The organism is Ensifer sesbaniae (assembly GCF_013283665.1).
Lineage (GTDB): Bacteria > Pseudomonadota > Alphaproteobacteria > Rhizobiales > Rhizobiaceae > Ensifer > Ensifer sesbaniae.
The window spans coordinates 1,803,902-1,829,970 of record NZ_JABEKU010000002.1 but is presented as its reverse complement, the minus strand read 5'-3'; the positions used below and the strand labels follow the sequence as shown (position 1 = coordinate 1,829,970).

General features: G+C 63.4%; 19 protein-coding genes. 10 read left to right on the top strand and 9 right to left on the bottom strand.

The genetic code is table 11. From position 1 onward, the window contains the following. Nucleotides 1-224: 224 nt before the first annotated feature. Nucleotides 225-3,845, bottom strand: a complete 3,621-nt coding sequence (locus BHMPCIPO_RS26275) for a hydantoinase B/oxoprolinase family protein (protein ID WP_173519666.1) — start codon at nucleotides 3,843-3,845, stop codon at nucleotides 225-227. 126 nt (nucleotides 3,846-3,971) lie between these two features. Between BHMPCIPO_RS26275 and BHMPCIPO_RS26270 the strand changes: the two genes are divergently transcribed. From BHMPCIPO_RS26270 to BHMPCIPO_RS26230, 9 genes are all read left to right on the top strand, one after another. Then, nucleotides 3,972-4,556 carry a winged helix DNA-binding protein gene (locus tag BHMPCIPO_RS26270; protein WP_173519665.1) on the top strand — a complete coding sequence of 195 codons (585 nt, stop codon included), beginning with the start codon at nucleotides 3,972-3,974 and terminating at the stop codon, nucleotides 4,554-4,556. 13 nt (nucleotides 4,557-4,569) lie between these two features. Further along, nucleotides 4,570-6,402 (top strand): ABC transporter ATP-binding protein, encoded by a 1,833-nt coding sequence (locus tag BHMPCIPO_RS26265; protein WP_312033066.1) that lies wholly within the window; start codon nucleotides 4,570-4,572, stop codon nucleotides 6,400-6,402. A gap of 90 nt (nucleotides 6,403-6,492) precedes the next feature. Further along, nucleotides 6,493-7,980: an ABC transporter substrate-binding protein gene (locus BHMPCIPO_RS26260; protein ID WP_376741723.1), complete on the top strand. Its 1,488-nt coding sequence runs from the start codon at nucleotides 6,493-6,495 to the stop codon at nucleotides 7,978-7,980. A gap of 61 nt (nucleotides 7,981-8,041) precedes the next feature. Further along, nucleotides 8,042-8,965 (top strand): ABC transporter permease, encoded by a 924-nt coding sequence (locus tag BHMPCIPO_RS26255; RefSeq protein ID WP_173519662.1) that lies wholly within the window; start codon nucleotides 8,042-8,044, stop codon nucleotides 8,963-8,965. Between the two features lie 4 nt (nucleotides 8,966-8,969). Beyond that, nucleotides 8,970-9,824, top strand: coding sequence for an ABC transporter permease (locus BHMPCIPO_RS26250; RefSeq protein ID WP_173519661.1), 855 nt, complete (start codon nucleotides 8,970-8,972; stop codon nucleotides 9,822-9,824). Beyond that, on the top strand, nucleotides 9,821-11,560 hold the full coding sequence (locus BHMPCIPO_RS26245) for a M14 family metallopeptidase (RefSeq protein ID WP_173519660.1): 1,740 nt from the start codon (nucleotides 9,821-9,823) through the stop codon (nucleotides 11,558-11,560). The genes BHMPCIPO_RS26250 and BHMPCIPO_RS26245 overlap by 4 nt, the downstream gene beginning before the upstream one ends. A 363-nt stretch (nucleotides 11,561-11,923) precedes the next feature. Next, entirely contained in the window at nucleotides 11,924-12,598 is a 675-nt protein-coding gene (locus BHMPCIPO_RS26240; protein WP_173519659.1) for a response regulator transcription factor, read from the top strand. After that, nucleotides 12,595-13,932 (top strand): sensor histidine kinase, encoded by a 1,338-nt coding sequence (locus BHMPCIPO_RS26235; protein ID WP_173519658.1) that lies wholly within the window; start codon nucleotides 12,595-12,597, stop codon nucleotides 13,930-13,932. Before BHMPCIPO_RS26240 ends, BHMPCIPO_RS26235 begins: the two co-directional genes overlap by 4 nt. Before the next feature lie 207 nt (nucleotides 13,933-14,139). Beyond that, nucleotides 14,140-14,766 carry an outer membrane protein gene (locus BHMPCIPO_RS26230; RefSeq protein WP_173519657.1) on the top strand — a complete coding sequence of 209 codons (627 nt, stop codon included), beginning with the start codon at nucleotides 14,140-14,142 and terminating at the stop codon, nucleotides 14,764-14,766. Between the two features lie 109 nt (nucleotides 14,767-14,875). On the opposite strand, the gene BHMPCIPO_RS26225 is transcribed toward BHMPCIPO_RS26230, so the two are convergent. From BHMPCIPO_RS26225 to BHMPCIPO_RS26190, 8 genes are all read right to left on the bottom strand, one after another. After that, nucleotides 14,876-16,405: an FGGY-family carbohydrate kinase gene (locus BHMPCIPO_RS26225; RefSeq protein ID WP_173519656.1), complete on the bottom strand. Its 1,530-nt coding sequence runs from the start codon at nucleotides 16,403-16,405 to the stop codon at nucleotides 14,876-14,878. Between the two features lie 162 nt (nucleotides 16,406-16,567). Then, complete coding sequence (locus BHMPCIPO_RS26220; protein WP_173519655.1) at nucleotides 16,568-17,410, bottom strand: class I fructose-bisphosphate aldolase; 843 nt, start codon at nucleotides 17,408-17,410, stop codon at nucleotides 16,568-16,570. Beyond that, the gene (locus tag BHMPCIPO_RS26215) at nucleotides 17,383-19,131 is read right to left on the bottom strand and encodes a glycerol-3-phosphate dehydrogenase/oxidase (protein WP_173519654.1); all 1,749 of its coding nucleotides are present in this window, start codon (nucleotides 19,129-19,131) and stop codon (nucleotides 17,383-17,385) included. Before BHMPCIPO_RS26215 ends, BHMPCIPO_RS26220 begins: the two co-directional genes overlap by 28 nt. A gap of 12 nt (nucleotides 19,132-19,143) precedes the next feature. Next, entirely contained in the window at nucleotides 19,144-20,139 is a 996-nt protein-coding gene (locus BHMPCIPO_RS26210) for an aldo/keto reductase (protein WP_173519653.1), read from the bottom strand. Beyond that, nucleotides 20,136-21,146, bottom strand: a complete 1,011-nt coding sequence (locus BHMPCIPO_RS26205; protein ID WP_173519652.1) for a sugar-binding transcriptional regulator — start codon at nucleotides 21,144-21,146, stop codon at nucleotides 20,136-20,138. The genes BHMPCIPO_RS26210 and BHMPCIPO_RS26205 overlap by 4 nt, the downstream gene beginning before the upstream one ends. A 1-nt stretch (nucleotide 21,147) precedes the next feature. Beyond that, complete coding sequence (locus BHMPCIPO_RS26200) at nucleotides 21,148-22,137, bottom strand: ABC transporter permease (protein ID WP_173519651.1); 990 nt, start codon at nucleotides 22,135-22,137, stop codon at nucleotides 21,148-21,150. A 28-nt stretch (nucleotides 22,138-22,165) separates the two neighbouring features. Continuing rightward, nucleotides 22,166-23,710, bottom strand: a complete 1,545-nt coding sequence (locus BHMPCIPO_RS26195) for a sugar ABC transporter ATP-binding protein (RefSeq protein WP_173519650.1) — start codon at nucleotides 23,708-23,710, stop codon at nucleotides 22,166-22,168. Between the two features lie 60 nt (nucleotides 23,711-23,770). Continuing rightward, nucleotides 23,771-24,799, bottom strand: a complete 1,029-nt coding sequence (locus BHMPCIPO_RS26190; RefSeq protein WP_173519649.1) for a substrate-binding domain-containing protein — start codon at nucleotides 24,797-24,799, stop codon at nucleotides 23,771-23,773. Between the two features lie 235 nt (nucleotides 24,800-25,034). On the opposite strand from BHMPCIPO_RS26190, the gene BHMPCIPO_RS26185 reads away from it, so the two are divergent. Beyond that, nucleotides 25,035-26,018 carry a LacI family DNA-binding transcriptional regulator gene (locus tag BHMPCIPO_RS26185; protein ID WP_173519648.1) on the top strand — a complete coding sequence of 328 codons (984 nt, stop codon included), beginning with the start codon at nucleotides 25,035-25,037 and terminating at the stop codon, nucleotides 26,016-26,018. Nucleotides 26,019-26,069 lie beyond the last annotated feature (51 nt).

Genomic DNA, 26,069 nt, shown 5'->3' with positions numbered 1-26,069 from the left:
AGGACCGGCTGTTTGCTGCGCCCGAAAGGGAGGAACTGGGGGCGCGCACTGACCAATAAGTACTTAGTAATTTCGAATTTAAATTAGGGTTAAGGAAGCGACCGTGGCTTTTCGCAGGCGCAGCAAAACTGGCAGTGGGCCGGAACCAAACAAAAGCGGGCGGACGATTTCTCATCCGCCCGCAGACCGCCGCAGCAGTCTTGGGAGATCGTTATTCTCGATACTTACGGCCGGCCGTAGCCACCGCCGGTCGGCGTCACCACGGTGAAGGCTTCGCCGGCCTCGAGAATCGTGTGGGCGCAACCGGGCAATTCCTCCGTCCGGCCGTCATTGCGGCGCACGAGGTTGCGGCCAAGCTCGCCCGGGCCGCCGCCCTTGATGCCGAAGGGCGCTATGCGGCGATGGCCGGAGAGGATGGCGAAATCCAGCGTCTCGCGGGCGCGGATCGTGCGCTTCGTGCCATTGCCGGCATTCCATTGGCCCCGGCCGCCCGAACCGACGCGAATGTGGAAGTCTTCGAGCACGACCGGGAAGCGGGATTCGAGGATTTCCGGATCGGTGAGGCGCGAGTTGGTCATGTGGGTATGGACCGCGTCGGCGCCGTTATAGCCGGGACCGGCCGGCGCGCCCGAGCAGATGGTCTCGTAATACTGGTAGTTCTGGTTGCCGAAGGTGAGGTTGTTCATCGTGCCCTGGGCGGCCGCCTGGCTCTGGACCGCACCGAACAGGCAGTTGGTGACCGCCTGGCTGACCTCGACGTTACCGGCGACGACGGCGGCCGGATAGCGCGGCGTCAGCATCGTGCCCTCGGGGATGACTATGTGGATCGGACGCAGGCAGCCTGCATTCATCGGGATATCGGCCTCGACGAGCACGCGGAAGACATAGAGCACCGCCGCGCGGGTTACCGGCGCCGGCGCGTTGAAATTGTCACCGCGCTGCTCGGACGTGCCGGTGAAATCGACCGTTGCCTCGCGCTTGTCGCGGTCGACGGTGATCCTGACCACGATGCTGCAGCCCTGGTCCATCTCGTAGGAGAATTCGCCATCCGGCAACTGGTCGAGCACACGGCGCACGCTCTCGGCGGCATTGTCCTGGACGTGGCCCATGTAGGCCTCGACCACGTCTTCACCGAACTGGGCGATCATCTTCTTGAGTTCGGCGACGCCTTTCTCATTGGCCGCCACCTGCGCCTTCAGATCGTTGACGTTCTGCACGATGTTGCGCACCGGGTAGCGCGCGCCACTGAGAAGCGCTTCGAGCTCCGCCTCACAGAAGCGACCGGCATCGATGAGCTTGAAGTTGTCGATATAGACGCCCTCCTCCTCGATGTTGGTGGCAAGCGGCGACATCGAGCCCGGTGAGATGCCGCCGATGTCGGCATGATGGCCGCGGCTTGCGACCCAGAAACGGATCTCCTTGCCGGCGTCGTCGAAGACGGGCGTGCAGACGGTGAGGTCAGGCAGATGCGTGCCACCGTTATAGGGTGCGTTGATGAGGAACACGTCGCCTGGCCGGATCACCGGGTTCTCGCGGATCGCGGTCGCGACCGACGCATCCATGGAGCCGAGATGCACCGGCATATGCGGCGCGTTGGCGACGAGGTTGCCCCGGTTGTCGAAGACGGCGCAGGAGAAATCGAGCCGCTCCTTGATGTTCACGGAATAGGCGGTGTTCTGCAACGTCACGCCCATCTGCTCGGCGATCGACATGAAGAGGTTGTTGAAGATCTCCAGCATGACCGGATCGGCATGCGTGCCGATCGCACTCTGCTGCTTGAGAGCCTTCACGCGGGTGAGCACGATATGGTCCTTGGCCGTCAGTTCCGCCTGCCAGCCATCCTCCACGACGATGGTCTGGTTCGGCTCGATGATGATCGCCGGACCATCGAGCCGCTGGCCGGGCGCGATCTCCGCGCGCAGGAGGATCGGCGCATCGTGGAACTGGCCCTGCGAATAGAAGCGCGTGCGCCGCGCGATAGCCGGCGTTCCCTCGGTGACCGTGCCGCCTTCGCGCTCCATCTGGGCGGCGCCGCCGCCAACCGTCTCGACTTCGACGGCATCGATGACCAGCGCCTTGTTCTCAGCGACGAAGCCGAAGCGGCGCTTGTGCAGGATCTCGAACTCGGCGCGTAGACGGACGATGTCGTCATGATCAGGGAATGTCGCCTCGACGGCGAGCACCGTATCGGTGCCAGCGTAGCGGATATGGGCGCGCAAGTGTGTACGGATCGCGTCGCGGGGAATACCTTGCGCTTCGAGTTCGCCGAGGCATTCGACTTCCAGTTCGACACCAAGGGCGCCAAGCGCCGCCGGCGCCTCGTCATCGAGCGGGACGCCGAGCGCCTTCTGGCGCGTGGCGCGGATATCCGCAAGCCCCATGCCATAGGCCGAAAGCAGGCCGGACATCGGGTGTACGAGAATGCTCTTCATGCCGAGCTGATCGGCGACAAGGCAGGCATGCTGCCCGCCGGCGCCACCGAAGCAGCTCAGCGCATAGCGCGTCACGTCATAGCCGCGCTGTACGGAAATCTTCTTGATCGCCTCGACCATATTGGCAACCGCGATGCGGATGAAACCATCGGCTACATCCTCCGGGCTGCGACCATCGCCGATCTCGACCGCCATCGCCGCGAAACGGTCGCGCACGGTCTCGACGTCAAGGCGTTCGTCCTGGTTCGGGCCGAAAAGCGCCGGGAAAAACTCCGGCAGCAGCTTGCCGAGCATGACATTTGCATCGGTGACCGCGAGCGGGCCGCCGTTGCGGTAGCAGGCAGGACCGGGATTGGCACCGGCTGAATCGGGACCGACGCGGAAACGCTCGCCGTCGAAATGCAGTATCGAGCCGCCGCCGGCCGCCACCGTGTGGATCAGCATCATCGGCGCACGCACCCGCACACCGGCCACTTCGGTCTCAAACGCGCGCTCATATTCACCGTCGAAATGGGCGACGTCGGTCGAGGTCCCGCCCATATCGAAGCCGATGACACGATCGAAGCCTGCGGCTTCACCGGTCTTGGCAAGGCCGACCACGCCGCCCGCCGGGCCGGAGAGGATCGCATCCTTGCCCTGGAACATATCGGCCGCGGTCAGGCCGCCGGACGACATCATGAACATGACGCGCGCGCCGGTGCGCGCGACGTCGAGTTCGCTCGAAACCTGGGCGACGTACCGGCGAAGAACCGGAGAGAGATAGGCGTCGATCACAGTGGTGTCGCCGCGCCCGACATATTTGATCAGCGGCGAGACTTCGTGGCTGACGGAGACCTGTTCGAAGCCAAGCTCGCGCGCAAGCCGGGCGACGATCGCCTCATGCTCGGGATATTTGTAGGCATGCATGAAGACGATGGCGACGGCTTTGTAGCCCTTGCCCTTGAGGTCTTCGAGTGCCGCGCGCGCCTTTGCTTCATCGAGAGGCTGCTCGACAACGCCGTCGGCCAGCACGCGTTCGTCGAGCTCGACGATGTCCTGATAGAGCGCTTCCGGCTTGATGATTTCGGTCGCGAAGATCTTCTTGCGCTCCTGATAACCGATCTTCAGCGCATCGCGGAAACCCTTGGTGGTCACCAGCGCCAGCGGTTCGCCCTTGCGCTCGAGCAGCGCGTTGGTGGCGACCGTCGTTCCCATGCGCACTTCGCCGATGAGGCCGGTCGGGATCGCAGCGCCTGTCGCAAGGCCGAGATGCAGGCGAATGCCCTGAACGGCGGCGTCGCGATAGGCTTCCGGATTCTCCGAAAGCACCTTGCGCGCATGCAGCACCCCTTCAGGATCGCGACCGATGACATCGGTGAAGGTGCCGCCGCGGTCGATCCAGAAGTCCCAACTGCCGGTTTCGCGTGCGCTCATTGTCCATCCCTCTCGTTCGCGAGCCGCATTTTATCATTGCGCAAGCCCGGAAATTCATCAAAGCAGTTCGTTGACAAAATGTCGATAAAATGATGACATAAAATCGTCAAGATGAGGAAGAGCTGAATGACGAAGAAGTCGGAGGAGAGCTTCGAAGGTCGGGAATGGGCCGAAAATGCCCTGCCCGAACATCTAAAACCGGTCGCGGCCATCGGCCCAATCGTCTCTTCCGCACACCTTGCCGAAGGCGGCTCCCCCGGGCTCTCCGAAGTGGAATACGGGCTGATCCTCGCATCGCATGCCTTTCACCGCTGGATGATACGCTGCATGGCGGCCGCCGGCGTACCCGGTCTTTCCGCGATCGAAATCCTGATCCTGCACACGATCCGCCATCGCGATCGCGGCAAGAAGCTCGCCGACATCTGCCTGGTGCTCGATATCGAAGACACCCATGTCGCGACCTATGCCATCCGCAAGCTCGAAGCCGCCGGCCTGGTGACGACGGGCAAGGAAGGCAAGGAAAAGACCATCCGCATCACCGACAAGGGGGCAGAGGCCTGCACGCGCTACGCCCAGATCCGCGAGCGCCTGCTGGTTTCCTCCACCGCCAAAGCGCGTCCTTCTGAGGAGACGCTTTCCGAGATCGCCGCCGTCCTGCGTTTCATGTCGGGCGCCTATGAACAGTCCGCGCGCGCCGCGACCACATTGTAACGAGGAAGACCGCGTGACCGTCGATACGCCTGCACCACTGCTTGCCGTTGAGAAGCTTTCCGTCGCCTTCAACGGCAATCCGGTCGTGGAAGACCTGAGCTTCACGGTGACACCGGGACGCACGCTCGCGATCGTCGGCGAGTCCGGCTCCGGCAAGTCGGTAACGTCGCTCTCCATCATGCGGCTTGCCGACATGATGGGCGGCCAATTCCCGACGGGACGCATCCTGTTTTTCGGCAAGGACGGCGAGATCGACCTGACCGCCGCACCGCAGAAAACCATGCGCGCCATCCGCGGCAAGGAGATCGCAATGATCTTCCAGGAGCCTATGACGTCGCTGAACCCGGTCTTCACCATCGGCGACCAGGTCGCCGAAGTGCTGATGCTGCACGAGAAGATGACGAAGGCGGAAGCACTCGCCGAGACGCGCCGCCTGCTCGACATGGTGCGGCTTCCCGATTCCGCCGAACTGATCGGCCGCTATCCGCACCAGCTCTCCGGTGGCATGCGCCAGCGCGTCATGATCGCCATGGCGCTCGCCTGCCGGCCGAAGCTGCTGATCGCCGACGAGCCGACCACGGCACTCGACGTCACCATCCAGGCGCAGATCCTGACGATCATCCGAGACCTGCAAAAGGAGCTCGGCATGGCGGTGATCTTCATCACCCACGACATGGGTGTGGTCGCCGAGATGGCCGACGACGTCGTTGTCATGTGGAAGGGCCGCAAGGTCGAGGAAGGTCCGGTCGGCGAGATCTTCACCGCGCCCAAGCACCCCTATACCCAGACGCTGCTTTCCGCCGTGCCGAAGCTCGGCAGCATGGCGGGCGAGGAATTCCCGAAGCGCCTGCCGCTGACCGTCATGGTGGACGGCGAGCCGAAGCGCGTCGGCGACGTCCATATCCAGCGCACCGCCCGCTACGAAACCGCGCCGATCCTCTCGGTGCGCGATCTCGTGACCCGCTTTGATGTGCGCAAGAACCTCTTCGGCAAGGCGACGCACCGCGTGCATGCCATCGAAAACGTCAGCTTCGATATCTTCCCGGGCGAGACCCTGGCGCTCGTCGGTGAATCCGGCTCGGGCAAATCGACGATCGGCCGCACGATCCAGCAGCTCCAGGCCGCGACATCCGGCGAGATCCTCTTCGGCGGCCTCCCCGTTTCGGCGATGAGCTATGCGGAGCGGCAGCGATTGAAGCAGGAAATCCAGTACATCTTCCAGGATCCCTTCGCCTCGCTCGATCCGCGCAAGACCGTAGGCTTCTCGATCGCCGAGCCGATCCGTACCCATGGCCTGATCCTTGGCGAGAAGGACATCGAAAAGCGCGTTCACGAACTCTTGGAGCGCGTCGGCCTGACGGCGGCACACGCCAAGCGCTATCCGCACGAATTCTCCGGCGGCCAGCGTCAGCGCGTCTGCATCGCCCGCGCGCTCGCCTCGCGCCCCAAGCTGATCATCGCCGACGAGGCGCTTTCCGCCCTCGATGTCTCCATCCAGGCGCAGATCATCAACCTGTTCATGGAACTGCAGGAACAGGAAGGCCTCGCCTATCTCTTCATCAGCCATGACATGGCGGTGGTCGAACGCATGAGCCACCGCGTCGCCGTGCTCTATCTCGGCCAGGTGATGGAGTTCGGCAGCCGTGCCCAAGTGTTTGAAACGCCATCTCATCCCTATACGCGCCGGCTGCTTTCGGCCGTCCCCGTCGCCGAGCCCCGCAAGGGCCGCGAGCGCGCGATGCTGGAGGGCGAAATCCCGAGCCCTATCCGCCGTGTCGGCAACGAACCCGCGGTTCTGCCGCGCAAAGAAATCGCTCCTGGCCATTTCGTGGCCATGGACGCGTAAGCCGCCTTCTTTCCTAGAGAAGGCTGTCGAAACAGGAGTGAGTAAATGATCAACAAAAAGGGGATCCACGCCGCTTTCATCGCGCTCGCGATGGCCGGCAGTTTCATGACCGCAGCCCCAGCCTCTGCCGCCGGCACGCTGACGGTATCGTCGCCGCAGGACCCGGGAAGCTGGGACCCGGTCGACACCTTCCTCGTCAACTGGGCATCCGTCGCCACCAACATCTACGATGGCCTCACCTATCGCGGCCCGGATCTCAAGCTCGCGCCCGGCCTTGCCACGTCGTGGGAAGAGCTCGACGGCGGCAAGCGCCTGCGCTTCACGCTGCGCGAGGGCGTCAAGTTCCACAATGGCGAGCCCTTCAACGCCGAAGCGGTGAAGTTCACCTTTGACCGCCTGCTCGGCGAGGAAGGCTCGAAAGGCCCGCAGAAGTCCAACTATGCCGTGATCGAGAAGGTCGAGATCGTCGACGAGAAGACCGTGGATCTTGTTCTCAAGGCTCCAGACCCGGTGCTGCTCACCAAGCTTGCCGGCTATGGCGCGATGATCGTGCCGCCGAACTACATAAAGGAGAAGGGCGAGGACTATTTCAACGCCCATCCGGTCGGAACCGGCCCCTTCAAGTTCGTCTCCTATGAGCCGAAGGTCGGGATCAAGCTCGAAGCCTTTGCCGACCACTGGGGCGGCGCGCCCAAGCTTTCGAATCTCAACTACCGCTTCATCTCGGAGCCGGCGACCGCCGTTGCCGAACTGCAGGCCGGCCGCGTCGATCTCGTCATCCCGCCGACCATTCCGATCGGTATGATCCCGACCATCCAGGACGACGGCAACCTCGAAATCGTCACCAGCCCGGGCCCGACTGTCTACGCGCTGCGCTTCAACACGCGCGACGGCATCACCAAGGATCCGAAGGTCCGAAAGGCGCTGATCCTCGGCGTCGACCGCGATACGATCATCCAGTCGATTCTCGGCGGCCAGGCAGACCCGATCGCCAGCTTCCAGGGTAAGCTCTCCTTCGGCTTCGACCCGGCGATGAAGCCGCTGCCTTATGATCCGGAACAGGCCAAGGCGCTGCTGAAGGAAGCCGGCGTGGCACCCGGTGCCTCGGTGCAGATCGACGTTCGCGGTAACGACGCGACCTTCAACGAAGTGGTGCAGGCAATCGCGAGCTACCTGCAGCTCATCGGCATCAACGCGACGATCAAGCCTTACGAAACCAACGTTCTCCTGAACGACATCATCCCGGCCGGCAAGACCGGCGCGATGTTCCAGCAGTCCTGGGGCGGCTGGACGCTCGACTACGACAACACCGCCTATTCGATGTACCACTCCGGCGAAAAGTGGAACCCCTACGACAAGGACGCGGAACTCGACAAGCTGCTCGAATCCCAGCGTTCGATCACCGATCGTGCCAAGCGCGAGGAGATCCTCAAGCAGATCGCCAATTACGCCGCCGACCGCGCGCTCGAAATGCCGCTCTATAACCTCAACGCCATCTTCGGCGTGAGCAAGCGGGTCAAGAACTTCGCGCCGGTACCGGACAGCCGCCTGCGGCTGACGGACGTGACGGTCGAGTAAACAATCCGGTCCGCCGCTTTACCTGTGAGGCGGCGGACCACTTTTTAAAAGGGCGGGTCACTTGGCCGGATTTCTGATCAAACGTTTTCTGCAGGCGGTCTTCGTCGTGTTCGTCGTGACCCTGACCGTCTCCTATGCCATTCGGTTCACCGGTGACCCCGCACTGATGCTGGCGCAGGGCGCCGGCAGCGTCACCGAGGAAGACCTCGTGCGCATCCGCGAAGGGCTCGGCCTCAACCAGCCGTTCCTGGCGCAGTATTTTGACTTCATCAAAGGCCTGTTCACGCTCGATTTCGGCCGCTCGTTCCTCGGCGGCACGCCCGTTTCGCAGCTGATCGCCTCGGCCTTGCCAGCGACCATGCTGCTTGCCTTCGCCTCGCTGATCGTCTCGATCGCCATCTCCATTCCGCTCGGCATCCGTGCCGCCGTCGCCCGCGGCAAATGGGCCGATCAGACGATCCGTATCCTGTCGCTGATCGGGCTTTCCTTCCCGAACTTCTGGCTGGCGATCATGCTGGTGCTGCTCTTCTCGATCGTGCTCAAATGGCTGCCGCCGAGCGGCATGGACGGCTTCGCAAGCTTCATCATGCCGGCGCTGACCATGGGCATCATCCTGACGGCGACGAACGTGCGACTGGTGCGCACCGCCATGCTGGAAACGCTGCAGTCGCAATACATCATGGTCGCCCGCGCCAAGGGCCTCAGTGAGAGCAAGGTGCTCTACAAGCACGCATTGCGTAACTGCGCGATCCCGCTGATCACCTATTTCGGCCTGCAATTCGGCGGCCTGCTTGGCGGCATCGTCGTCGTCGAGCTCGTCTTCAACTGGCCGGGCATGGGCACGCTCGCCTTCGATGCGGTCGCTTCGCGCGACTACCCCGTGCTTCAAGCCGTCATTACCGTGCTTTCGCTGATGATCGTGTTCGTCAACCTCTTGGTCGACATCGCCTACGGGCTCGTCGATCCACGCATCCGGACGGAGTGAGCCGATGACCACCAAGGCCGCCAACGCCCGCTTCGCCCGTTTCCGCAACCTCGAATTCATCCTCGGCGCGTTTCTGACCGGCAGCATCTGCCTCGCCGTCATCTTCTCCGGCGTGCTCTTTCCGGGAGGTGTCGACAAGATCGACCTGATGGCGCGCCTCACCCCGCCCTTCGTCAACTGGGCGCATCCGCTCGGCACCGACCCGCTGGGGCGTGACGTGCTCGCCCGCGTGGTCGCCGGCGGCAAGATCTCGCTGCTCGTCGGTCTGACCTCGGTTGCCGGCGCCGTCGTCGTCGGCGTGATCATGGGGCTCGTCTCCGGCTACTATCGTGGCTTCTGGGACATGCTCGTCATGCGTTTCGCCGACGTGCAGCTCGCGCTGCCGTTCATCCTGCTTGCGATCACCTTCATCGCCATCGTCGGCGGCGGGCTTGCCAACACCATCATCCTCCTGATCGTGTCGCAATGGGTGCAATATGCCCGGCTCGTTCGCGGATCGGTGCTGTCGCTGCGCGAGCGCGAGTTCATCCAGTCGGCCCGTGCCATCGGCGTGCGCGACTACAAGATCCTCTTCCAGCATCTGTTGCCCAATCTGATCGGGCCGGTCATCGTGTTGATGACGCTCAACGTCGCCAACAACATCCTGCTCGAAAGCAGCCTCACTTTCCTCGGCCTCGGCGTCGACCCGCTGATCCCGAGTTGGGGCGGCATGCTTGCCGACGGCCGCACCTATCTGCAGAACGCCTGGTGGGTCAGCGTCTTTCCGGGCCTTGCGATCCTGCTCACCGTTCTCGGCCTCAATCTTCTCGGCGACTGGCTGCGCGACAGTCTCGACCCAACCGGCAGAACTTCACGATGACGACGATTTTCGAAGGCGCTTTCGAGCGCACGCTCGACACCCTTCTTAGCACCTATGGCAAGGAAGCGGCCCGCGGCACCAAGCTCGAAGCCTGGCTTTTCGACGATGCCGCCAGCCGCAAGGCCGCCGAACAGAAGCTCGCGAGCTTCGGCGTGAAGGCCAAGCTCCGCAGCGCCTACAAGCCGTTGCTGCATTTTTTCCTCGAGGAAGTCGATCGCACGACGCTCGCCCGTGTCGTCGTCAGCTATCCCCAGCATGAAGGCGCGCCGCAGAACCGCTTCCTGCTGGAAGCTTATCCGCTCGCAGCACTCGTTGGCGACGCGAAGATCCGCTTCGAGGCCGGCAGCAAGGCCGCCTTTACCTATGACGTCGCGCTGACCTTCCACGACGGGCGTCAGGAAAACCATACAGTCTTTGCCCCCAACCGCATTCACTCCGATTTCGTCGGCGAAACGCTATTGTCACCGACAGGCTGGGTCCGTCTCGATGAGGGCTGCGACAAATGCCGCGAATGCCATCTCGAGACCGACTATGAGCGTCTCTTTTCCGGAACCATGCGGGCGATCGCCGATCATGCCTGGGGCGAAAGCGAGCCCTATTTCGAAGAGCTCAACATCCGCGTGACCCTGCCAATCACCGACTTCCGCCTGCCCGTCGGCGAAGAGGTGGTAAGCCTTCGCGAGGCAATGCACGAGGATTTCTACTTCTCTCTGCTCGAAGTCTTCCAGAAGAAGTCCGGCCGGCCGCTCGGCGACCGCGGGCTGAAACCTGGGCAGATCGTGCCGGAGATCGTCTTCGGTGTCGGCAGGCCCACCGTCGTCGTCGAAGTACGGCCCCTGCAGGCAGGTGATGGCGAGGGCGAAACCCAGCCGATCGAAACCGCTGAAACGCCGCTCACGGTCGCCCAGATCCATGCCGAGCTCGCCGCGATCGCCGGGCAGCCGTTCGAAGCGCAATCGCGTGCCGGCCGGTCCGTCAAGGCCCGCTATCACAAGGGAAGTGATGCTGCTGTGATGATCAGCGGCGGTCAGCATCCAAACGAGACGACCGGCATCGTCGGCGCGCTTCGCGCCGCTCAGGTGCTCGCTGCCCGACCGGGCACGCATTTCACCATCTCGCCGCTCGAAAACCCCGACGGCTACGCCGTGCACCAGCGGCTGCGCGCGGACAACCCGCTGCACATGCACCATGCGGCCCGCTACACGGCGCTCGGCGACGACCTCGAATATCGCACCGGCACCGCGCTCAACGAGCGCGAAATCCGTAAAGAGGCCGAGCGCCTGACCGGTGCGCAGCTCCACGTCAATCTGCACGGCTATCCATCGCACGAGTGGACCCGTCCGCTGTCGGGTTACGTGCCCCGCGGCTTTGCCATGTGGACCCTGCCCAAGGGCTTCTTCCTGATCATGCGGCATCATGCCGAATGGGCGGCACGTGCGGAGCAGTTGATCGCGGAAGTCACCGTGAGGCTCGCCGCCGTCCCGGGTCTGCTCGCCTATAACGACGCCCAGATCGCGCTTTACGAGACCCATGCCGGCGAAACCGGCTTCCGCATCATCAATGGCTTCCCCTGCATGATCTCCGTCGACGACCGCCATACTGCGCCGCTGACGCTGATCACCGAATATCCGGATGAAACCATCTACGGTGATGCCTTCATCGCCGGCCACGACGCCCAGAAGGAAACGGTTCTCGCGGCCTACGAGGCGTTCCAGCGGATAATGGCTGTCGCCTAAACCCACGGAGCGACGGTATCCAACGCCGCCGCGCCAAAGCCCGGCCCTTGAATAGTCGCTGCCAGCGGCAAGCCGCCGCTGGCGACCTTAGCAATCCGACACCTTCGCGACCGGATACGGTAAAGCCGGAGGCGGCTGCCTTGCCGTGCCATTGCATGTGCCGCTACTGCATGTCTCCTTAAATCGACTTCGATTTAAGGACAAAGACATGCAGCAAATCAAAGTGCTACAGCGACCTTTGCGCGTCTCATAAGACGCGCGGCGCTGTAGAACCGGCACACGCTATGCACGCATGCGCCGCAACGTTGCTGCAATCCTTGTCGACCAGACGTGAGGCAACATTTATCGTGTTCGGAGAATTCAATGCGCCTGCTCCTTGTCGAGGACGAGCTGGAAATGGCGACCGCGCTCGGCGCCGCGCTCGGTCGCTACGACATGATCCTGGATCATGCGCCAACGCTCGACCATGCATTGGCTGCCCTGGCCAGTCGGGTGCATGACGGCATCATACTTGACCGGCAATTGCCCGATGGCGACGGGCTCTCGCTCATCCCACGCGTCCGTGCGCTGAAATCCGGAATTCCCGTGATCGTTCTGACCGCGCGCGGCGCGGTCGATGAACGTGTCCGTGGCCTCGACATGGGCGCCGACGATTATCTCGCCAAGCCCTTTGCCGTCGAAGAACTGTTGGCGCGCATTCGCGCCCTGATGCGGCGTTCGCCGGATATCGCCCCCATGACGGCGCGCATCGGCAAACTCGTCTTCGATTTCGACGGCAGGCAGGCGCAGGTGAACGGCCAGTTGCTCGACCTGCCCCGCCGAGAGCTGCTGGTGCTGGAAACGCTGGCGCGGCGGCAGGGCCGCACCGTGCAGCGCTCGACGTTGGAGGAGTCCGTCTACGGCTACGATGACGAGATCCAATCCAACTCACTCGACGCGCATGTCTCACGGCTGCGCCGCAAGCTTGCTGATTGCGGTGCCGGCGTGGAGATCCACAGCATCCGCGGCGTCGGCTATTTGCTGAGACCCTCGCCATGAGCACGTCATCCGTCAACTCGTTGAAGAAGCGCCTGATCTGGCAGATTCTCACCTTTCAGGTGCTCTTGTTGATGGCGGTCATGGCCGGCTTCACGGCGTTGTTGACCCGTGCCGATCTTGGCGGAAAATTCCTCGATGCCGATGCAGCTTCGGTCGCAGCCGGGGCGATCCGGCCGGAACCGGGCGGTGGACTGACGCTGGTCGAGACAGCGCAGTTGCTCGCCATGCGAGCCGAGTCCCCCGATTTCTGGTTCATCGCGAGAAACGAACGCGGCGACATAATCCGCAGCGGGCCCGTGCCTGATGCTTACCGCAGCATCGGCGAGCACCTGGATCGGATCGCCTTTGGCGATATACGGGACAGCGTCGAACCCTACACCCTCTCGTCGATCGTGCGCTCGGTCAGCACCGAAAGCGGCACCTACACGGTGCTTGCGGGCGGCGGTCGCCTGTGGAGCGCGTCCTTCGCCGTGTTCCTGCTGGCAAATCTGCTGCTGCTGCCGATTGTGCTGATCGTCGTGCTGATCCCGGTCTTCGCCATCCCGATCATCGTCAGGCGCGCCTTTGCCGGTCTCTCCGACATGGTCGACCAGGCCAGGAAGATCGATGTCGATCGCCGCGGCGCCCGCCTGTCGGATCACCACGTTCCGGCCGAGGTGCGACCGCTGGTCGAGGCTTTCAACGGCGCACTGCAGCGGCTCGATGAGGGATACGAGAGGCGACAGCGTTTCATCCTGGATGCGGCGCATGAACTCCGGACCCCGGTGGCGATCCTGCAGACGCGGCTGGAAAGCATGGATGCCGGGCCGCTCAGAAACCGGCTGCTGATCGATTCCAATCGCATCGCCGGGCTTGCCGAACAGCTTCTCGATCTCGAACGGATCGATCGCGATGACGCGGACTTCATCTCGCTTGACCTGGTATCGCTCTGCCGCGACGTCGCCGCGGATCTCGCTCCGCTGGCGCTTTCGGCCGGTTGCGACCTTTCCTTCGCGCCTGGCGTCGACCAGGTCCTCGTGCGCGGCGACGCCGGAGCCATCGGGCGCGCCGTCACCAACCTCGTGCGCAATGCCATCGAACATGCCGGCGGCCTCATAACCATTCGCGTCGAAAGCGGCGGCGTGATCGAAGTCACCGACGAGGGCCCCGGCATTCCCGAACGCGAGCGCGAGCGAATCTTCGAGCCGTTTCATCGCCTGCAGCCGCGTGATCACGGCGCTGGTCTCGGCCTGCATCTGGTGAGCGAGATCATTGGTCGCCACAAGGGTCATATTTCCGTCGTCGACGAGCCCTCCGGCGGCGCCTGCTTCCGCATCAACCTGCCTGCCGTGTAACCCAGGGTCGGCGCGGAAACGTAGTTAATACATAATTAATAGTAAAATCAGCATCTTAATTGATTTGCGCAATGTTGGCGCAATCCGTGAAGCCGACAAAGGACGTGCATCTTCCAAGCTTCGCGACCGCGCTACCCGGCACGAGACGCGAAACGGAAGACGGAAAGCGCCGCGAAGGGCGCCCTATCCAATCCACGGAGCAATATCATGCGGCATTCCAGCAAGTTTTCGATCTGGTCCAGTCTTACCCTGCTAGCCGTCCTCGGCGTCCAGCAGGCCCAGGCGGCCGACTTCCCCGCGACCGATTATCAGGATCCGCCAGCCTTTAGCTGGAGCGGCGCATATGTCGGTGCGCATGGCGGCCTCGGCTTTAGCGGCAGCCCTAACCCCTTCGCCGATCGCAACGGCGTCGCGCTCGGCGTCCAGGCCGGTTACAACTTGCAGGCCGGTCCTGGCATCGTCGGCGCCGAAATCGAGGGCTCCTATCTCGGCGACACCGAGCACAAGGTCAATGGCGGCAAGCTCAAGGAAAAATGGCGCGGCGCGATCAAGGCGAAGGCCGGTCTCACCTTCGACCAGACACTCGTCTACGGTACCGCCGGCTATGCGATGACCAATTACAAGAAGGGCGGCGACGTTCGTAACGATGTCGGCTTCAAGGGCGGCTATCTGCTCGGCGCCGGCATCGAACAGGCATTTGCCGGCGGTCTTTCGGCGAAGATCGAATACAACTACATCGCCACGCCGGATGTCCGCACCAGCACCGTTTCGGGTTCCAGCGAAAAGGACCTCAACAGCCACGTCATCAAGGCCGGCATCAACATGCGGTTCTGACGAGGCTGTTGGTGCGCGGTGGTGCCCCCGCTAAGCCGACGCTCTCTCCCGAAAGCAGATCTGCCTCTGAAGTGCCGGCAAACGGCAAAGCGCCACCCCGAAAGCCGGTTCACTCCGCCGCTTCCCTCACCGATGGCGCGGGTGTAGCCAGCCGGCGCCAAATCGGCGCCATGGCGGCGGCGATCTCGCCGTAGAGCGCGAAACGCCGGTCATAGTGTGCGCTGAGCGCGGCATTCGGCCGGTAGTGGCGCTCGGTTTGGACCATTGCCGCAGCACCGGCGGAGATGTCTGCGAAGAGGCCGATCCCGGCACCGGCCGCAATCGCGGCGCCCAACGCGCCGGTCTCCCGCGAGCGGGCAACTGTGACCGGCACGCCAAGCACGTCGGCAAAGATCTGCGGCCAGATGAGGCTACGCGATCCGCCACCCGAGAGCACCGCCTCATCGAAGCGCGCGCCGGCTGCACGCAGCGTCGCGATATGCTGGCGGTGGCCGAAGGCGACGCCTTCGAGCACGGCGCGGACCAGATTGCCCTTCGTGTGCCAGCCGGCAATACCGTAGAAGCCGGCACGCGCATTGCCGTCCTGCTGAGCGCCATAGAGAAATGGATGGTAGAGCGGATCGTTTGCCGCCGGCTCGACATCCGCCGCCAGTTGGCAGCAGAGGTCGAAGGGCGATCGGCCGTCGCTGGCATCGTGCGGAAAGAGTTCGCGCACCAGCCATTCGAGATTGGCAGCCGAAGTCGCGCTTGCCTCGATCGCCATATAACGCTTGTGATCGAAGGTCGACGACATGAAAAGCGGGCTCGATAGATCGGGCTGATCGATGATCACCTGGTTGATGCTCCAGGTGCCCGCGATGATGGAGGCCGCGCCAGTGCGGGTAACGCCGGAGCCGATCGCCGAGGCGACGACGTCGAAGAGACCGCCGACAACCGGCATACCCTCGGCGAGCCCGGTTTGCGCCGCTGCATCCTCGGTCACCCTGCCGACGATATCGGCGCTCTCGGCGAGGTTGGGCAAGAGGTCCATGCAGTCGCCAAGCCCGTAGGCCCTCATCAGCGCGTCGTCGTAGCGCCGGGCGGCAACGTCGATAAGCCCCGCACCACTCATATCGGAGACGTCGCTGACGCGGGCGCCGGTCAAACGATTGACGACGAAATCCTTGCAGAGAAACACCGTGCCGATCCTCGCAAAGAGCTCCGGCCGATGGCGCTTCAGCCAGGCAAGCAGCGTCGGCGTCTGTGATGGCCAGGGCCTCTGCCCGGCAACCGGGTAGGTGCGTTCGCCGACGCCTTCGGCCTGCCATTCCTCGACGAGGCCGGCGGCGCGGGTGTCGAGCGACTGGATGCCAAGCAACGGTTCGCCGTCGCGATCGAGGGCATAGAGGCCGTTGCCATGACCGGCGCAGCCGATGGCCACGATCTCGCTCGCCGGGATACCGGCGCGCTGGATGCAGGCGCGGATCACCACCTTTGCATGGCTCCAGAGCTCGCCAAGCCCTCGCTCCACGTGACCGGGTTTCGGCACATGGCTATGTCCCTCCTCCGCGGCCATCGCGATCTCGTTGCCGCGACGATCGAAGATCACAGCCTTGATCACGGTGTTTCCGGCATCGATCCCGAGCAGATACTCTCCCATAGGCGAACCCCTCCTAAGGTTCTCAATCCAGTTGCTGGAACGCTGCCGGTGTTCTCACAGCGGCAGCGTTCCTTTCGCGCCAAAGCATCCTTATACGTTCAACCGAATGCGCTTGCTCTAGTAGGCATCGCCGCTTCTGAAGCGCGAGCCCGATCGCCGATTTCAACCGCGCTGGTAGAGCGCGTAGGCCTCCTCGCCGCTTGCGTCCTCATGCACAATCGCCATCAGGCCGCGCACCACGGCGCTCGGATTGGCGTGCTGGTAGATGTTTCGGCCATAGACCATGCCCATTGCGCCTTGGCGCATCAAGGCCGAAGACTTGTCGAAGACGCTGCGCAGATCCTCCTTGCCGCCGCCACGCACCAGAACCGGGCAGCGGGCTGCCTCGACGACCCGGTGGAAATCTTCCGGATTGGTGGTCGGGTCCGCCTTCACGATATCCGCACCCATTTCGCGCGCGAGCCGGGTCAGCGTCACGATCTTCTCGGCATCGCCATCGACCATGTAACCGCCATGTTCGGTGACAGGCTGCATCACCAGAGGCTCGATCATCAGCGGCATGCCGTATTTCTCGCAATCGGCCCTGACCCGCGAGATGTTGGCGACACATTGCCGGAAGAGATCCGGCTCATCCGGCAGCATGAAGAGATTGACGACGACGCAGGCCGCGTCCATCGCCAGCGCGCCGATCAGCGGCTCAGCCTCGTTCTGCAACACCGCCCACATGTGCCGGTGGCGGATGCGGTTATAGGGATTGCCCATGTCGAGACGCATGACGAGCGCCGGCTTGTCCTTGCCGGGCACATCCTGCAGCAGGTCCGCCTGGCCGTAATTCATCTGGATCGCGTCCGGCGCGGCGGCGACCAGCGCCTTCACCACGGCGGACATATCCTCGAGGCCGTTGAGGAAGGACGGTTCGTTGCAGACGCCATGATCGATCGCCACATCGAGACAGCGCCCCCCACCAAAGAGACGGTTCATCCGGACCTTGCGGTTGTTTCGCATAATGCACTCCTTTGTTCGTTCCGTGCGGAAAGGGCTTCCTCGTCGACGCCATGGCGCTCGGCGAGAAGAGTAAGAAATCGCTTACGCTCCGCGGCAACCTGCACCGGCGGCCAGTGTTTTTCGGTCGCGAGCAAGGCGAGAACGGCGTCGGTCATATCGAGCGAAAGCTGTCCTGATATCGCCAGCGTCGTGCGGCGCAGCAGCAGGTCGTCGAGATGCTCAACCGCCTCGTTGTGGATCAGGAACTGCATCTCGCGTATTGAATAGTCAGGATGCGGCAGGGCGTGATCGGCACCGCCGGCGATGAAATTGGCGACCAGCGTCGAGTCGGTTCCGTAGCGCGTCAGCAGGACGTCGATCCGCGCCTGGCAAAGGCCGGTCGCCAAGGCGACATCGTGAATCCATGCGTCTCGATCCGATGGGAAATGCCTGCCACCGCCGATCGCGCGCTCGCCGGTCGACACGCGGCGCTGGCGCCCCAGGCGCTCCAGCGCGAGGTCGGCCGCCAACTCGCCGAAGGAGCGGAACGTCGTCCACTTGCCGCCGATCATACAGAGCACTGGCGCACCATCCTCAGCGCCACCCACGAACGTACAGAAATGGTCACGCGGGATGCGGCCGGTGAAACTGTCCTGACTCGCCGGCAGCGGGCGTACTCCGGCGAACTGGAACACCACCTCTTCCGGCTCGATCCTGATCGATGGAAGCACAAAGGCGAGCGATTGCAGGATGTAGTCGCGCTCGTCGCGCTCGCAGCGCACCGTCGAGGGATCATCGACACGGATGTCCGTCGAGCCCACCAGCACCTTGCCTAGATAGGGAAAGAGGATGCAGATGCGGCCGTCCTCGTTCTCGTAATAAATCATGTGACCGTCGAGCGCGTCCATGAGCTTGGGGTTGTCGATGATGAGGTGTGATCCCTTGGTACCGCCCATCAATGGCGCCGGCTTTGACGTCGCGGGAAACAGAGCGCCGTTGGCGATATCGATCCAACCGCCGGTGGCGTTGATGATGAGGCTGGGCTCGATCGGAGCAACGGCACCGGTAACGCCGTCCTTCAGTTCGTAGCGCCCGGGTGCTGAAAGGGTCAGCTCCGCATAGTTGACCGTGCGGGCATGGGTACCGGCGGCGAGCCCGTCCTTCAGCAGCTCGATACCGAGACGTTCCGGCTGGCTGACCCAGGCGTCGTAATAGGTGGCGGAGCTCTTGATCTGTGGATTGAGCGCCGGCCAACGGGCGAGCGTCGCGCGCCGCCCGCGAAAGGCATGCCGCGGCAGGAGCGCCCGCCTGCGCGTCAGGAAATCATAGATGCCGAGACCAAGTTTGACTGCGATCGCGCCGCGACGGCTCGGGCGGCGCGTCAGCCCGAGGAACCGCACGGCGCCATTCGCAAGCCCTGAAAAGATATCGAAGATTGGCACCGTCGTCGGCAACGGCGCCACATAGTGAGGCGCATTCTTGAGCAACCGGTCACGCTCGACGAGCGATTCGCGCACCAGGCTGAACTCGCCGTTTTCGAGATAGCGAAGCCCGCCATGCACCATGCGCGACAGAGCCGCGCTTGCGCCCGAGCAGTAGTCGTGCTTCTCGACGAGCAGCACGTTCACCCCCTGCAACGCCAGCTCGCGAAAAACGCTGAGGCCGTTGATGCCGCCGCCGAGGACGCACACGTCCACCTTCGGGCTCTTGGCGAGCCCGTTGAAAATCTCTTCACGGTTCATGATGGCAGTCCGTTAGCTGTCCATGTTTACGAGCGTCGCCGCTATGGCCGCGTCGATCCCTGCAAGGTCGTCAGGATCGAACCGGATCGTTCCGGCCCGGGCGTTGTCGAGCGCCTGGGCCGGATTGCGCGCGCCGCAAAGCGCGAAGGTCACGCCCGGCTGCGCCAGCGTCCAGGCAATGACGAGCTGGGCGACCGTCGCGCCATGCTTCTCGGCGATCGGCCGGACCGACTTGGCAAAGGCCGCCACCTTCTCACGATTGCCGACCGAGAACCGTGGATTGTCCCGCCGCTGGTCGTCGCCCGAGAAGACACGCTCCGGCCCGATGCTGCCGGAGAGAAGCCCGAGCGCCAGGGAGGAATAGCTGAGCGTCGCGACACCGCTGCGCCTGGTCAGCGGCAGCAGCTCCGTCTCGATCTCGCGATCGATCATGCTGAAGCGCTCCTGGATCGCATCGAGCCCGCTGCCGGCGATGTATTGCTCCAATTCGCCGCGGCCGACATTGCTGGCACCGATCGCCTTGATCTTGCCGGCCTGGCGCAGCTCTTCAAGCGCGGCAAACGTTTCCTCGATCGGCGTCGTCGGGTCCTGCCAATGGGTGATGTAGAGGTCGATATAGTCGGTGCCGAGCCGTTTCAGACTCTGTTCCACCTCATGGAGGATTGCGTCGCGGCCGAGGTAGCGATGCACCGGCCTGCCGTCCTGGTCGAAGAAGTGCCGACCTTTGTTCGTGTGCCAGACGAGCCCGCATTTGGTGGCGATCACCGCCTTGTCACGGCGGCCGGCCAATGCCTTGCCGACAATCTCTTCCGAGCGCCCGAGGCCATAAGCCGGCGCCGTGTCGATCAGCGTCACGCCGGCATCGAGCGAGGCCTGGATCGCGGCAATCGATTCCCGTTCGTCGGTACCGCCCCACATCCAGCCACCGATCGCCCAGGTGCCGAGCCCGACGGCCGACGCCTTCACGCCCGATCGGCCGATCTCGCGCATCAATTGGTCCCCGCTCATGCCAGAAGCCCCTTTTCGCTTGCCATGGCGAGCACGCGCTCGCCGGTCGCCTCGTCCGTCACCAGCGTGTCGAGGTGGTGCCCTCGCATGACACTGAGGATCGGCCCCGCCTTGTTCGGTCCGCTCGCCACGCCGATCTTCGTCGGGATCGAGGCAAACTCCTCGAGCGTCAGCGACACCAGCGACCGGTTGAGGCTGTAATCGCAGACCCGGCCCTTATCATCGAGCAGGTGAGCGAGCAGCTCACAGCTTGCGCCTGAACGTTCGATCGCCGCCCGGTCGGTGCTGGAAGACGGATGGAGGTCGTAGTAGCTCGAATCGTCGGAGAGGATCGAACCGATACCGACGACCGCGACCTTCGCTTCGCGCGCTCTTTTAAAGACGTCTGCCACTGAGCGCATGTTGATCAGCATCGCCCGTTCCGCTGCGCTGTCGGCAAAGAGCGGTGCATGGATCTGGTAGGACCGCCCGCCGAGCCGGTCGGCCATCAACGTCGAGACGTGGTTGACGTCGGTATAGTGCTTGCCCTGGACGCAGCCGGTCGCGGGGATGACCTCCACATCGAAGCGGCGTGGCGCCTGTAGCCCGGCAACGACGGCGCTGACGCCCTTGCCGCCGGTGATGCAGATGGTATCGCCGTCGCCGATCTCTTCGAGCAGCAATCGCGCCGCGGCCTCGCCGACCGCCTGGAGCGCGGTCTGCGGGTTGTCGGAAACGGTCGGCACGACGATCGCCCGACGGATGCCGCCGATCGCCAGCAATTGCTCCTCCATGTCGACCAGCGGTTCGATCGGCGACTTGATCCTGATCTCGACCAGGCCGAGCTGCCGGCCGCGCTTGATCAACCGATTGACGGTTGGCTGCGAGATGCCGAGGCGGTCGGCGATCTGCGACTGGGTCAGCCCCTCCAGGAAATGCAGGACGAGCGCCTGATGCATCTGCCTTGCGACGACAAGTTCCTCGCGTGCGTTTGAAACCGGGGTCAAAGTGGGTTTGGCAATCGGCATGTCAGGCGGCCTTCCGCTTATGAAGCAAGTGGTCGATGGAAACGGCGGCGAGCAGGATGCAGCCTTTGATCATGTCTTGCCAATAGACGGAGACGTCGAGCAGGATCAGCGAGCTGGTGACGACCGAAAGCAGCGCAATGCCGAGAATGGCGCCAAGGATGGTGCCCGAGCCACCGTTGAGCGAGGCGCCGCCGATGACCGCGGCGGCGATGATGTTGAGTTCCATGCCGACGCCGAAGGTCGGCGTCGCGGCACCGAAGCGCGACATGTAGATGACACCGGCGACACCCGCCAGCGTCGAGCACAGAACCGTCACCCAGAACTTCACCTGCTTCGTCTTGATGCCCGAGTACAATGCCGCCTTCTCGTTGCTGCCGGTATAGAACACCTTGCGGAAGGCGGTCGCCCGGCGCAGCAGGAAGTCGAAGAGCATGACGACGGCGACGAAGATCAGGATGACATAGGGGACGCCGTGGAAGGTGCCCTGCCCCACCGCCTTGAAGGACGCAGGCAGCGTGAAGAGCGACAGCGGCGTGCCCTTGGTGAAGACGAGGCAGAGACCGCGCACGATCACCATGCCGGCGAGCGACGTGATGAAGTGGTTAAGCCCGACGACGGTGACGAAGAAGCCCATGATCATGCCGATCAGGCTGCTGGCGAGGATGCCGACCAACGAGGCCGTCCAGGGATCGACGCCGGTAAGAAACAGCGAGCCTGCCAGCACCATGGCGAAGCAGACGACCGAGCCGACGGCAAGATCGATGCCGCCGACGATCAGAAGAATCGTCATGCCGACGACGACGATGCCTTCGACCGAAAAGCTCATCAGCATGGCGCGCAGGTTGCCGAAGGTGAGAAAATGCGGCGAGGCGAAGCTCATGACGATGCCGAGCGCCAGGATGATGGCGATCAGCCCGGCTTCGCGCATCGCGCCTATGCGTTTCCAGGCAGGCGCCTGCCTCTCGCTTACAATCATCGTATCAACAGCCATTTCCGCCTCCCCGGCTCTTTCCCTTCTTTCAGGCGACATTTTCCGTCCTGCCTATCGCGGTGCGATCCGTCGGCGTCACTCCGGACGCCAGGCGGATCACCGCCTCCTCGCTCATTTCCGTATCATCGAGCTCACCGGCGATCGCGCCTTCGCGCACGACCAGCACCCGGTCGCAGAGTCCGAGCAGTTCCGGCAGTTCGGACGAGATCACGATGATGCCGATGCCGGCTTCGGCGAGCTCGCGCAGCAGCCGGTGGATTTCGGATTTCGCGCCGACATCGATGCCGCGCGTCGGCTCGTCCATCAGGATGACCTGAGGCCGCACCGCAAGCTGCTTGGCGATCGCCACCTTCTGCTGATTGCCGCCTGACAGCGACGACACCGGCATGTCGATGCCACCCATGCGAACGCCGAGACGCCGGACGAAGTCGCGGGCAAGGTCGGCCTCCGCCCTGGCATTCAGCAATCCGAGCCGCCCGGTCAGCGTCTTCAGATCCAGAACGGAAATGTTCTGCGCGATCGACAGATCGACGAAGACGCCGGAACCCTTGCGATCCTCCGAGAGGTAGACGATGCCGGCATCGACGGCATCGCGGTAATTGGCGATGTGCTGCGGCGTTCCGCGCAATGCGATCTCGCCCTTCGACTTCGCCCTGAGACCGCAGATCGCCTCGGCGATCTCCGTGCGGCCGGAACCGATCAGGCCGCCAAGCCCAAGGATTTCGCCGCGACGAAGATCGAAGGACACGGTGTCGATGCGGTCGCCATCGCTGAGTTCCCGAACCGAAAGGATGGTCTCGTCCGAGCGTGTTTCCGGCGACTGTTTCGGCGGATAGAGCTGGCTGATCTCGCGGCCGACCATGCGGCGCACGATATCGTCAGGCGTCACGTCCGCAATCTTCTCGGTAACGACATGCCGGCCGTCGCGGAACACGGTGACCCGATCGCAGAGCGAAAAAATCTCTGCCATGCGGTGGCTGATATAGATAATGGAAATACCCGCGGCCTTGAGGTCGCGGATGATGCCGAAGAGCGCCTGCGCTTCCGCCTCCGTCAGCGCCGCCGTCGGCTCGTCGAGGATCAGCACACGGCAATCGAGCGTCAGCGCCTTGGCGATCTCGACCAACTGCTGGCTGGAAATGGTAAGAACGGCGACCTTGCGCCGGACGTCGATCGGCGCGAGCCGGTTCATCACGACCTGAGCCTCGCGCTCCAGCGCACCATAATTCATCAGCGGCGAGCGTCGGCGGTTGGTGGCGGCCATGAACATGTTTTCCGCCACCGTCGCATCGGGGCAAAGGGCAATTTCCTGGTGGACGAGGCCGATGCCGAACGCCTGGGCGGTCGCCGGTGAGGTGATCTTCACAGGTGCTCCATCAACGAGCACCTCGCCGTCGTTCGGCTGCAGCACGCCGGCGATGATGTTCATCAACGTCGATTTGCCGGCACCGTTTTCGCCGCAGAGCGCGTGGATCTCTCCTCGCTCCAACAGGAAATCCACCTCCGTCAACGCCTTCACCGCACCGAAATGCTTGGTGACGCGCCGGACCTCCAGAACCGGTTGTGCTGCCATGCCGTCCTCCACCCTGCATTCTTGGCTGCCCGGAGCGGGCCGGGCAGCCAATTCATATCCTTACTCGTCGATGCCCTTGGTGCCACGACGCTTCAGATACTTGTCCCAGTAGAAGTCGTCGGCATTGTCAGCGGTGACGATGGAAAGGCCATTGTCGACGAAGGGGATGCTCATCGGATTGAAGCCCGAGCGCTTGGCGTCGTTCATCGGGTCGATCAGATCCGGATGCTTGGCGAGCCAGAGCAGCATGAAACCCATATATCCCTGCATGCCCTGGTTCGGGTTGATCGAACCGAAGACTTCGCCGGCCTTGATCATGTCGAGGATGTTGGCGTTGACGTCGGCGCACATGACAAGCACCTTGCCGCCGCTTTCCTTGCTGGCCTGAGCCGCACCGATGGCGGAGTTGGCTTCCGGCATGAACACGGCGCCGAGGTTCGGATTGGCCTGGATGATGCTCATCAGACCCTGATAGGCCTTGTTCGGATCCTGGTTCGAGGCGGCGCGACCGACGAGCTTCATGTCGGGCCATTTCTCGGCCATGCGGCCGATGAAGGCGGCGATGCGCTTGTCGTGGTTGTCCTGGCCGGGGTTTTCGAGCACGGCAAATTCACCCTTGCCGCCCATCTTCTCGGCGATCGCATCGGCCGCATAGATGCCTTCGCGAGTATTATCCGAGGTGATGAAGGAGACACGCTTCGACAGCGGCGAGTCCGCCGCGAAGGTAACGACCGCCGTGCCCTGATCGATCGCCCGGTTGATCGGCTCGATGAACGGATCCGAGTTCATCGGATGCACCAGGATGCCGGCCGGGTTCTGGGCAAGCGCCTGGTCGAAGGTGGCGATCTGCTTGTTGACGTCGTATTCCGGCGTGCCGGTATATTCGGTCTCGCAGCCGAACTGCTGCCCGGCCTGCTTGAACATCTCATAGACGGGGAACCAGTATTCGACGCCCGATACCATGACGTTCATGACGTATTTTTCGCCGGGCTGGCAGCGAAACGGATTGGCCGTTTCGGCGCTCGCCGGCGCGGCCCAATATGACGTTGCAATGACCGCCAAAGCGGTCGTGCTGAAAAATTTGCGCACGCGTCCTCCTCGAGGCCGAAGCCCCTCCCAAAAAACCGATGGGCCGCCTGGTTGCGGCCACTGAATGATGAGTTTCGTCGGAACTCCTCCTCGACTTCCGACGATGGCGATTAAAGCCGTGGATTCAGCAACTGTCAATATAATTCACAGTATGAATAATAATTCTTGCACAATGCCTCGGGTCGCTTTCGCAAGACTTCAATCTGCTGTCATGGAGCGCAGCTACACAACGCCGATGGCAACCCTGCAACAGATCGCTTTCCAAGCCGGCTGCTCGCTGGCCACCGTCTCGCGCGTGCTGAACGGCGAAGGCCCGGTCAGCGACGAGATGGTGCGGCGAGTGCGCCGTGCGGCAGCTGAACTCGGCTATCGGCCGGTGCAGGCGGGACGCACCACGGTGCGAAACCAGCCTGTCGTCGGTGTCCTGGTGCCGAGCGTCACCAATCCTGTGTTTGCCGCCTCGCTTGGCGGCATCCAGCATCGTATGCAGGCGGCGAACCACGGGGTGCTGATCGCGCAATCCAACTACGACCCGGCGCTCGAGGCACGCGCAGTGCGCTCGCTGCTCGAGCAGCGCCCGACCGGCCTGATCCTGACGCTTTGCGATGCCCGCACCAGCGAGGCGCTTTCGGCGGCGCTACCCCCGACGGTACTTCTCAACAACCTGCCGGTCACCCGCTTTGCCGCCGCCGTCACCGTCGACAATTACCGGGCCGGTTTCGAGCTCACCCGCCACATTCTGGACCATGGCCATCGGCGCATCCTCGTCGTCTCGGGCCACTTCCGCTCGTCCGATCGGGCACGCCTGCGCTACGATGGCTATGTGGCCGCCATGCAGGAGGCAGGCGTTCCACCAATCGAGGCGGTCGAGATCCCCTTCGTCGATGGCTACGAGAACCTCGACCTCGGGACGGTCCTGACGCACCACCGCCCGACCGCGATCATCGCCTCCAACGATCTCCTGGCACTCGGCGTGATTGCGGCGCTCCGGCGCGAGCGCCTTTCCGTTCCCGATGACGTCTCTGTCGCGGGCTTCGACGGCATTGCGCTTGGACGACTGATGAGCCCGACGCTCACCACGATCGCCATGCCCGACGGCGACATGGGACTGGCCGCTGCGGCGTTACTGCTCGACATGGCTGAAAATGCCTCCGACTGCCGTCATCTCAACCTCGAGTGCCGGCTCTATGCCGGCGGGACGGTTCAACGCCTCGGCTGATCGACATGAGAACGCCGCCCGCAGAGTTTCCTCCGGGGCGGCGACAATCAT

Coding starts and splice junctions, on each gene's coding strand:
- BHMPCIPO_RS26275 (WP_173519666.1), bottom strand. CDS start 3,845: ATGAGCGCACGCGAAACCGGCAGTTGGGACTTCTGGATCGACCGCGGC.
- BHMPCIPO_RS26270 (WP_173519665.1), top strand. CDS start 3,972: ATGACGAAGAAGTCGGAGGAGAGCTTCGAAGGTCGGGAATGGGCCGAA.
- BHMPCIPO_RS26260 (WP_376741723.1), top strand. CDS start 6,493: ATGGCCGGCAGTTTCATGACCGCAGCCCCAGCCTCTGCCGCCGGCACG.
- BHMPCIPO_RS26250 (WP_173519661.1), top strand. CDS start 8,970: ATGACCACCAAGGCCGCCAACGCCCGCTTCGCCCGTTTCCGCAACCTC.
- BHMPCIPO_RS26245 (WP_173519660.1), top strand. CDS start 9,821: ATGACGACGATTTTCGAAGGCGCTTTCGAGCGCACGCTCGACACCCTT.
- BHMPCIPO_RS26240 (WP_173519659.1), top strand. CDS start 11,924: ATGCGCCTGCTCCTTGTCGAGGACGAGCTGGAAATGGCGACCGCGCTC.
- BHMPCIPO_RS26235 (WP_173519658.1), top strand. CDS start 12,595: ATGAGCACGTCATCCGTCAACTCGTTGAAGAAGCGCCTGATCTGGCAG.
- BHMPCIPO_RS26230 (WP_173519657.1), top strand. CDS start 14,140: ATGCGGCATTCCAGCAAGTTTTCGATCTGGTCCAGTCTTACCCTGCTA.
- BHMPCIPO_RS26225 (WP_173519656.1), bottom strand. CDS start 16,405: ATGGGAGAGTATCTGCTCGGGATCGATGCCGGAAACACCGTGATCAAG.
- BHMPCIPO_RS26220 (WP_173519655.1), bottom strand. CDS start 17,410: ATGCGAAACAACCGCAAGGTCCGGATGAACCGTCTCTTTGGTGGGGGG.
- BHMPCIPO_RS26215 (WP_173519654.1), bottom strand. CDS start 19,131: ATGAACCGTGAAGAGATTTTCAACGGGCTCGCCAAGAGCCCGAAGGTG.
- BHMPCIPO_RS26210 (WP_173519653.1), bottom strand. CDS start 20,139: ATGAGCGGGGACCAATTGATGCGCGAGATCGGCCGATCGGGCGTGAAG.
- BHMPCIPO_RS26205 (WP_173519652.1), bottom strand. CDS start 21,146: ATGCCGATTGCCAAACCCACTTTGACCCCGGTTTCAAACGCACGCGAG.
- BHMPCIPO_RS26200 (WP_173519651.1), bottom strand. CDS start 22,137: ATGGCTGTTGATACGATGATTGTAAGCGAGAGGCAGGCGCCTGCCTGG.
- BHMPCIPO_RS26195 (WP_173519650.1), bottom strand. CDS start 23,710: ATGGCAGCACAACCGGTTCTGGAGGTCCGGCGCGTCACCAAGCATTTC.
- BHMPCIPO_RS26185 (WP_173519648.1), top strand. CDS start 25,035: ATGGCAACCCTGCAACAGATCGCTTTCCAAGCCGGCTGCTCGCTGGCC.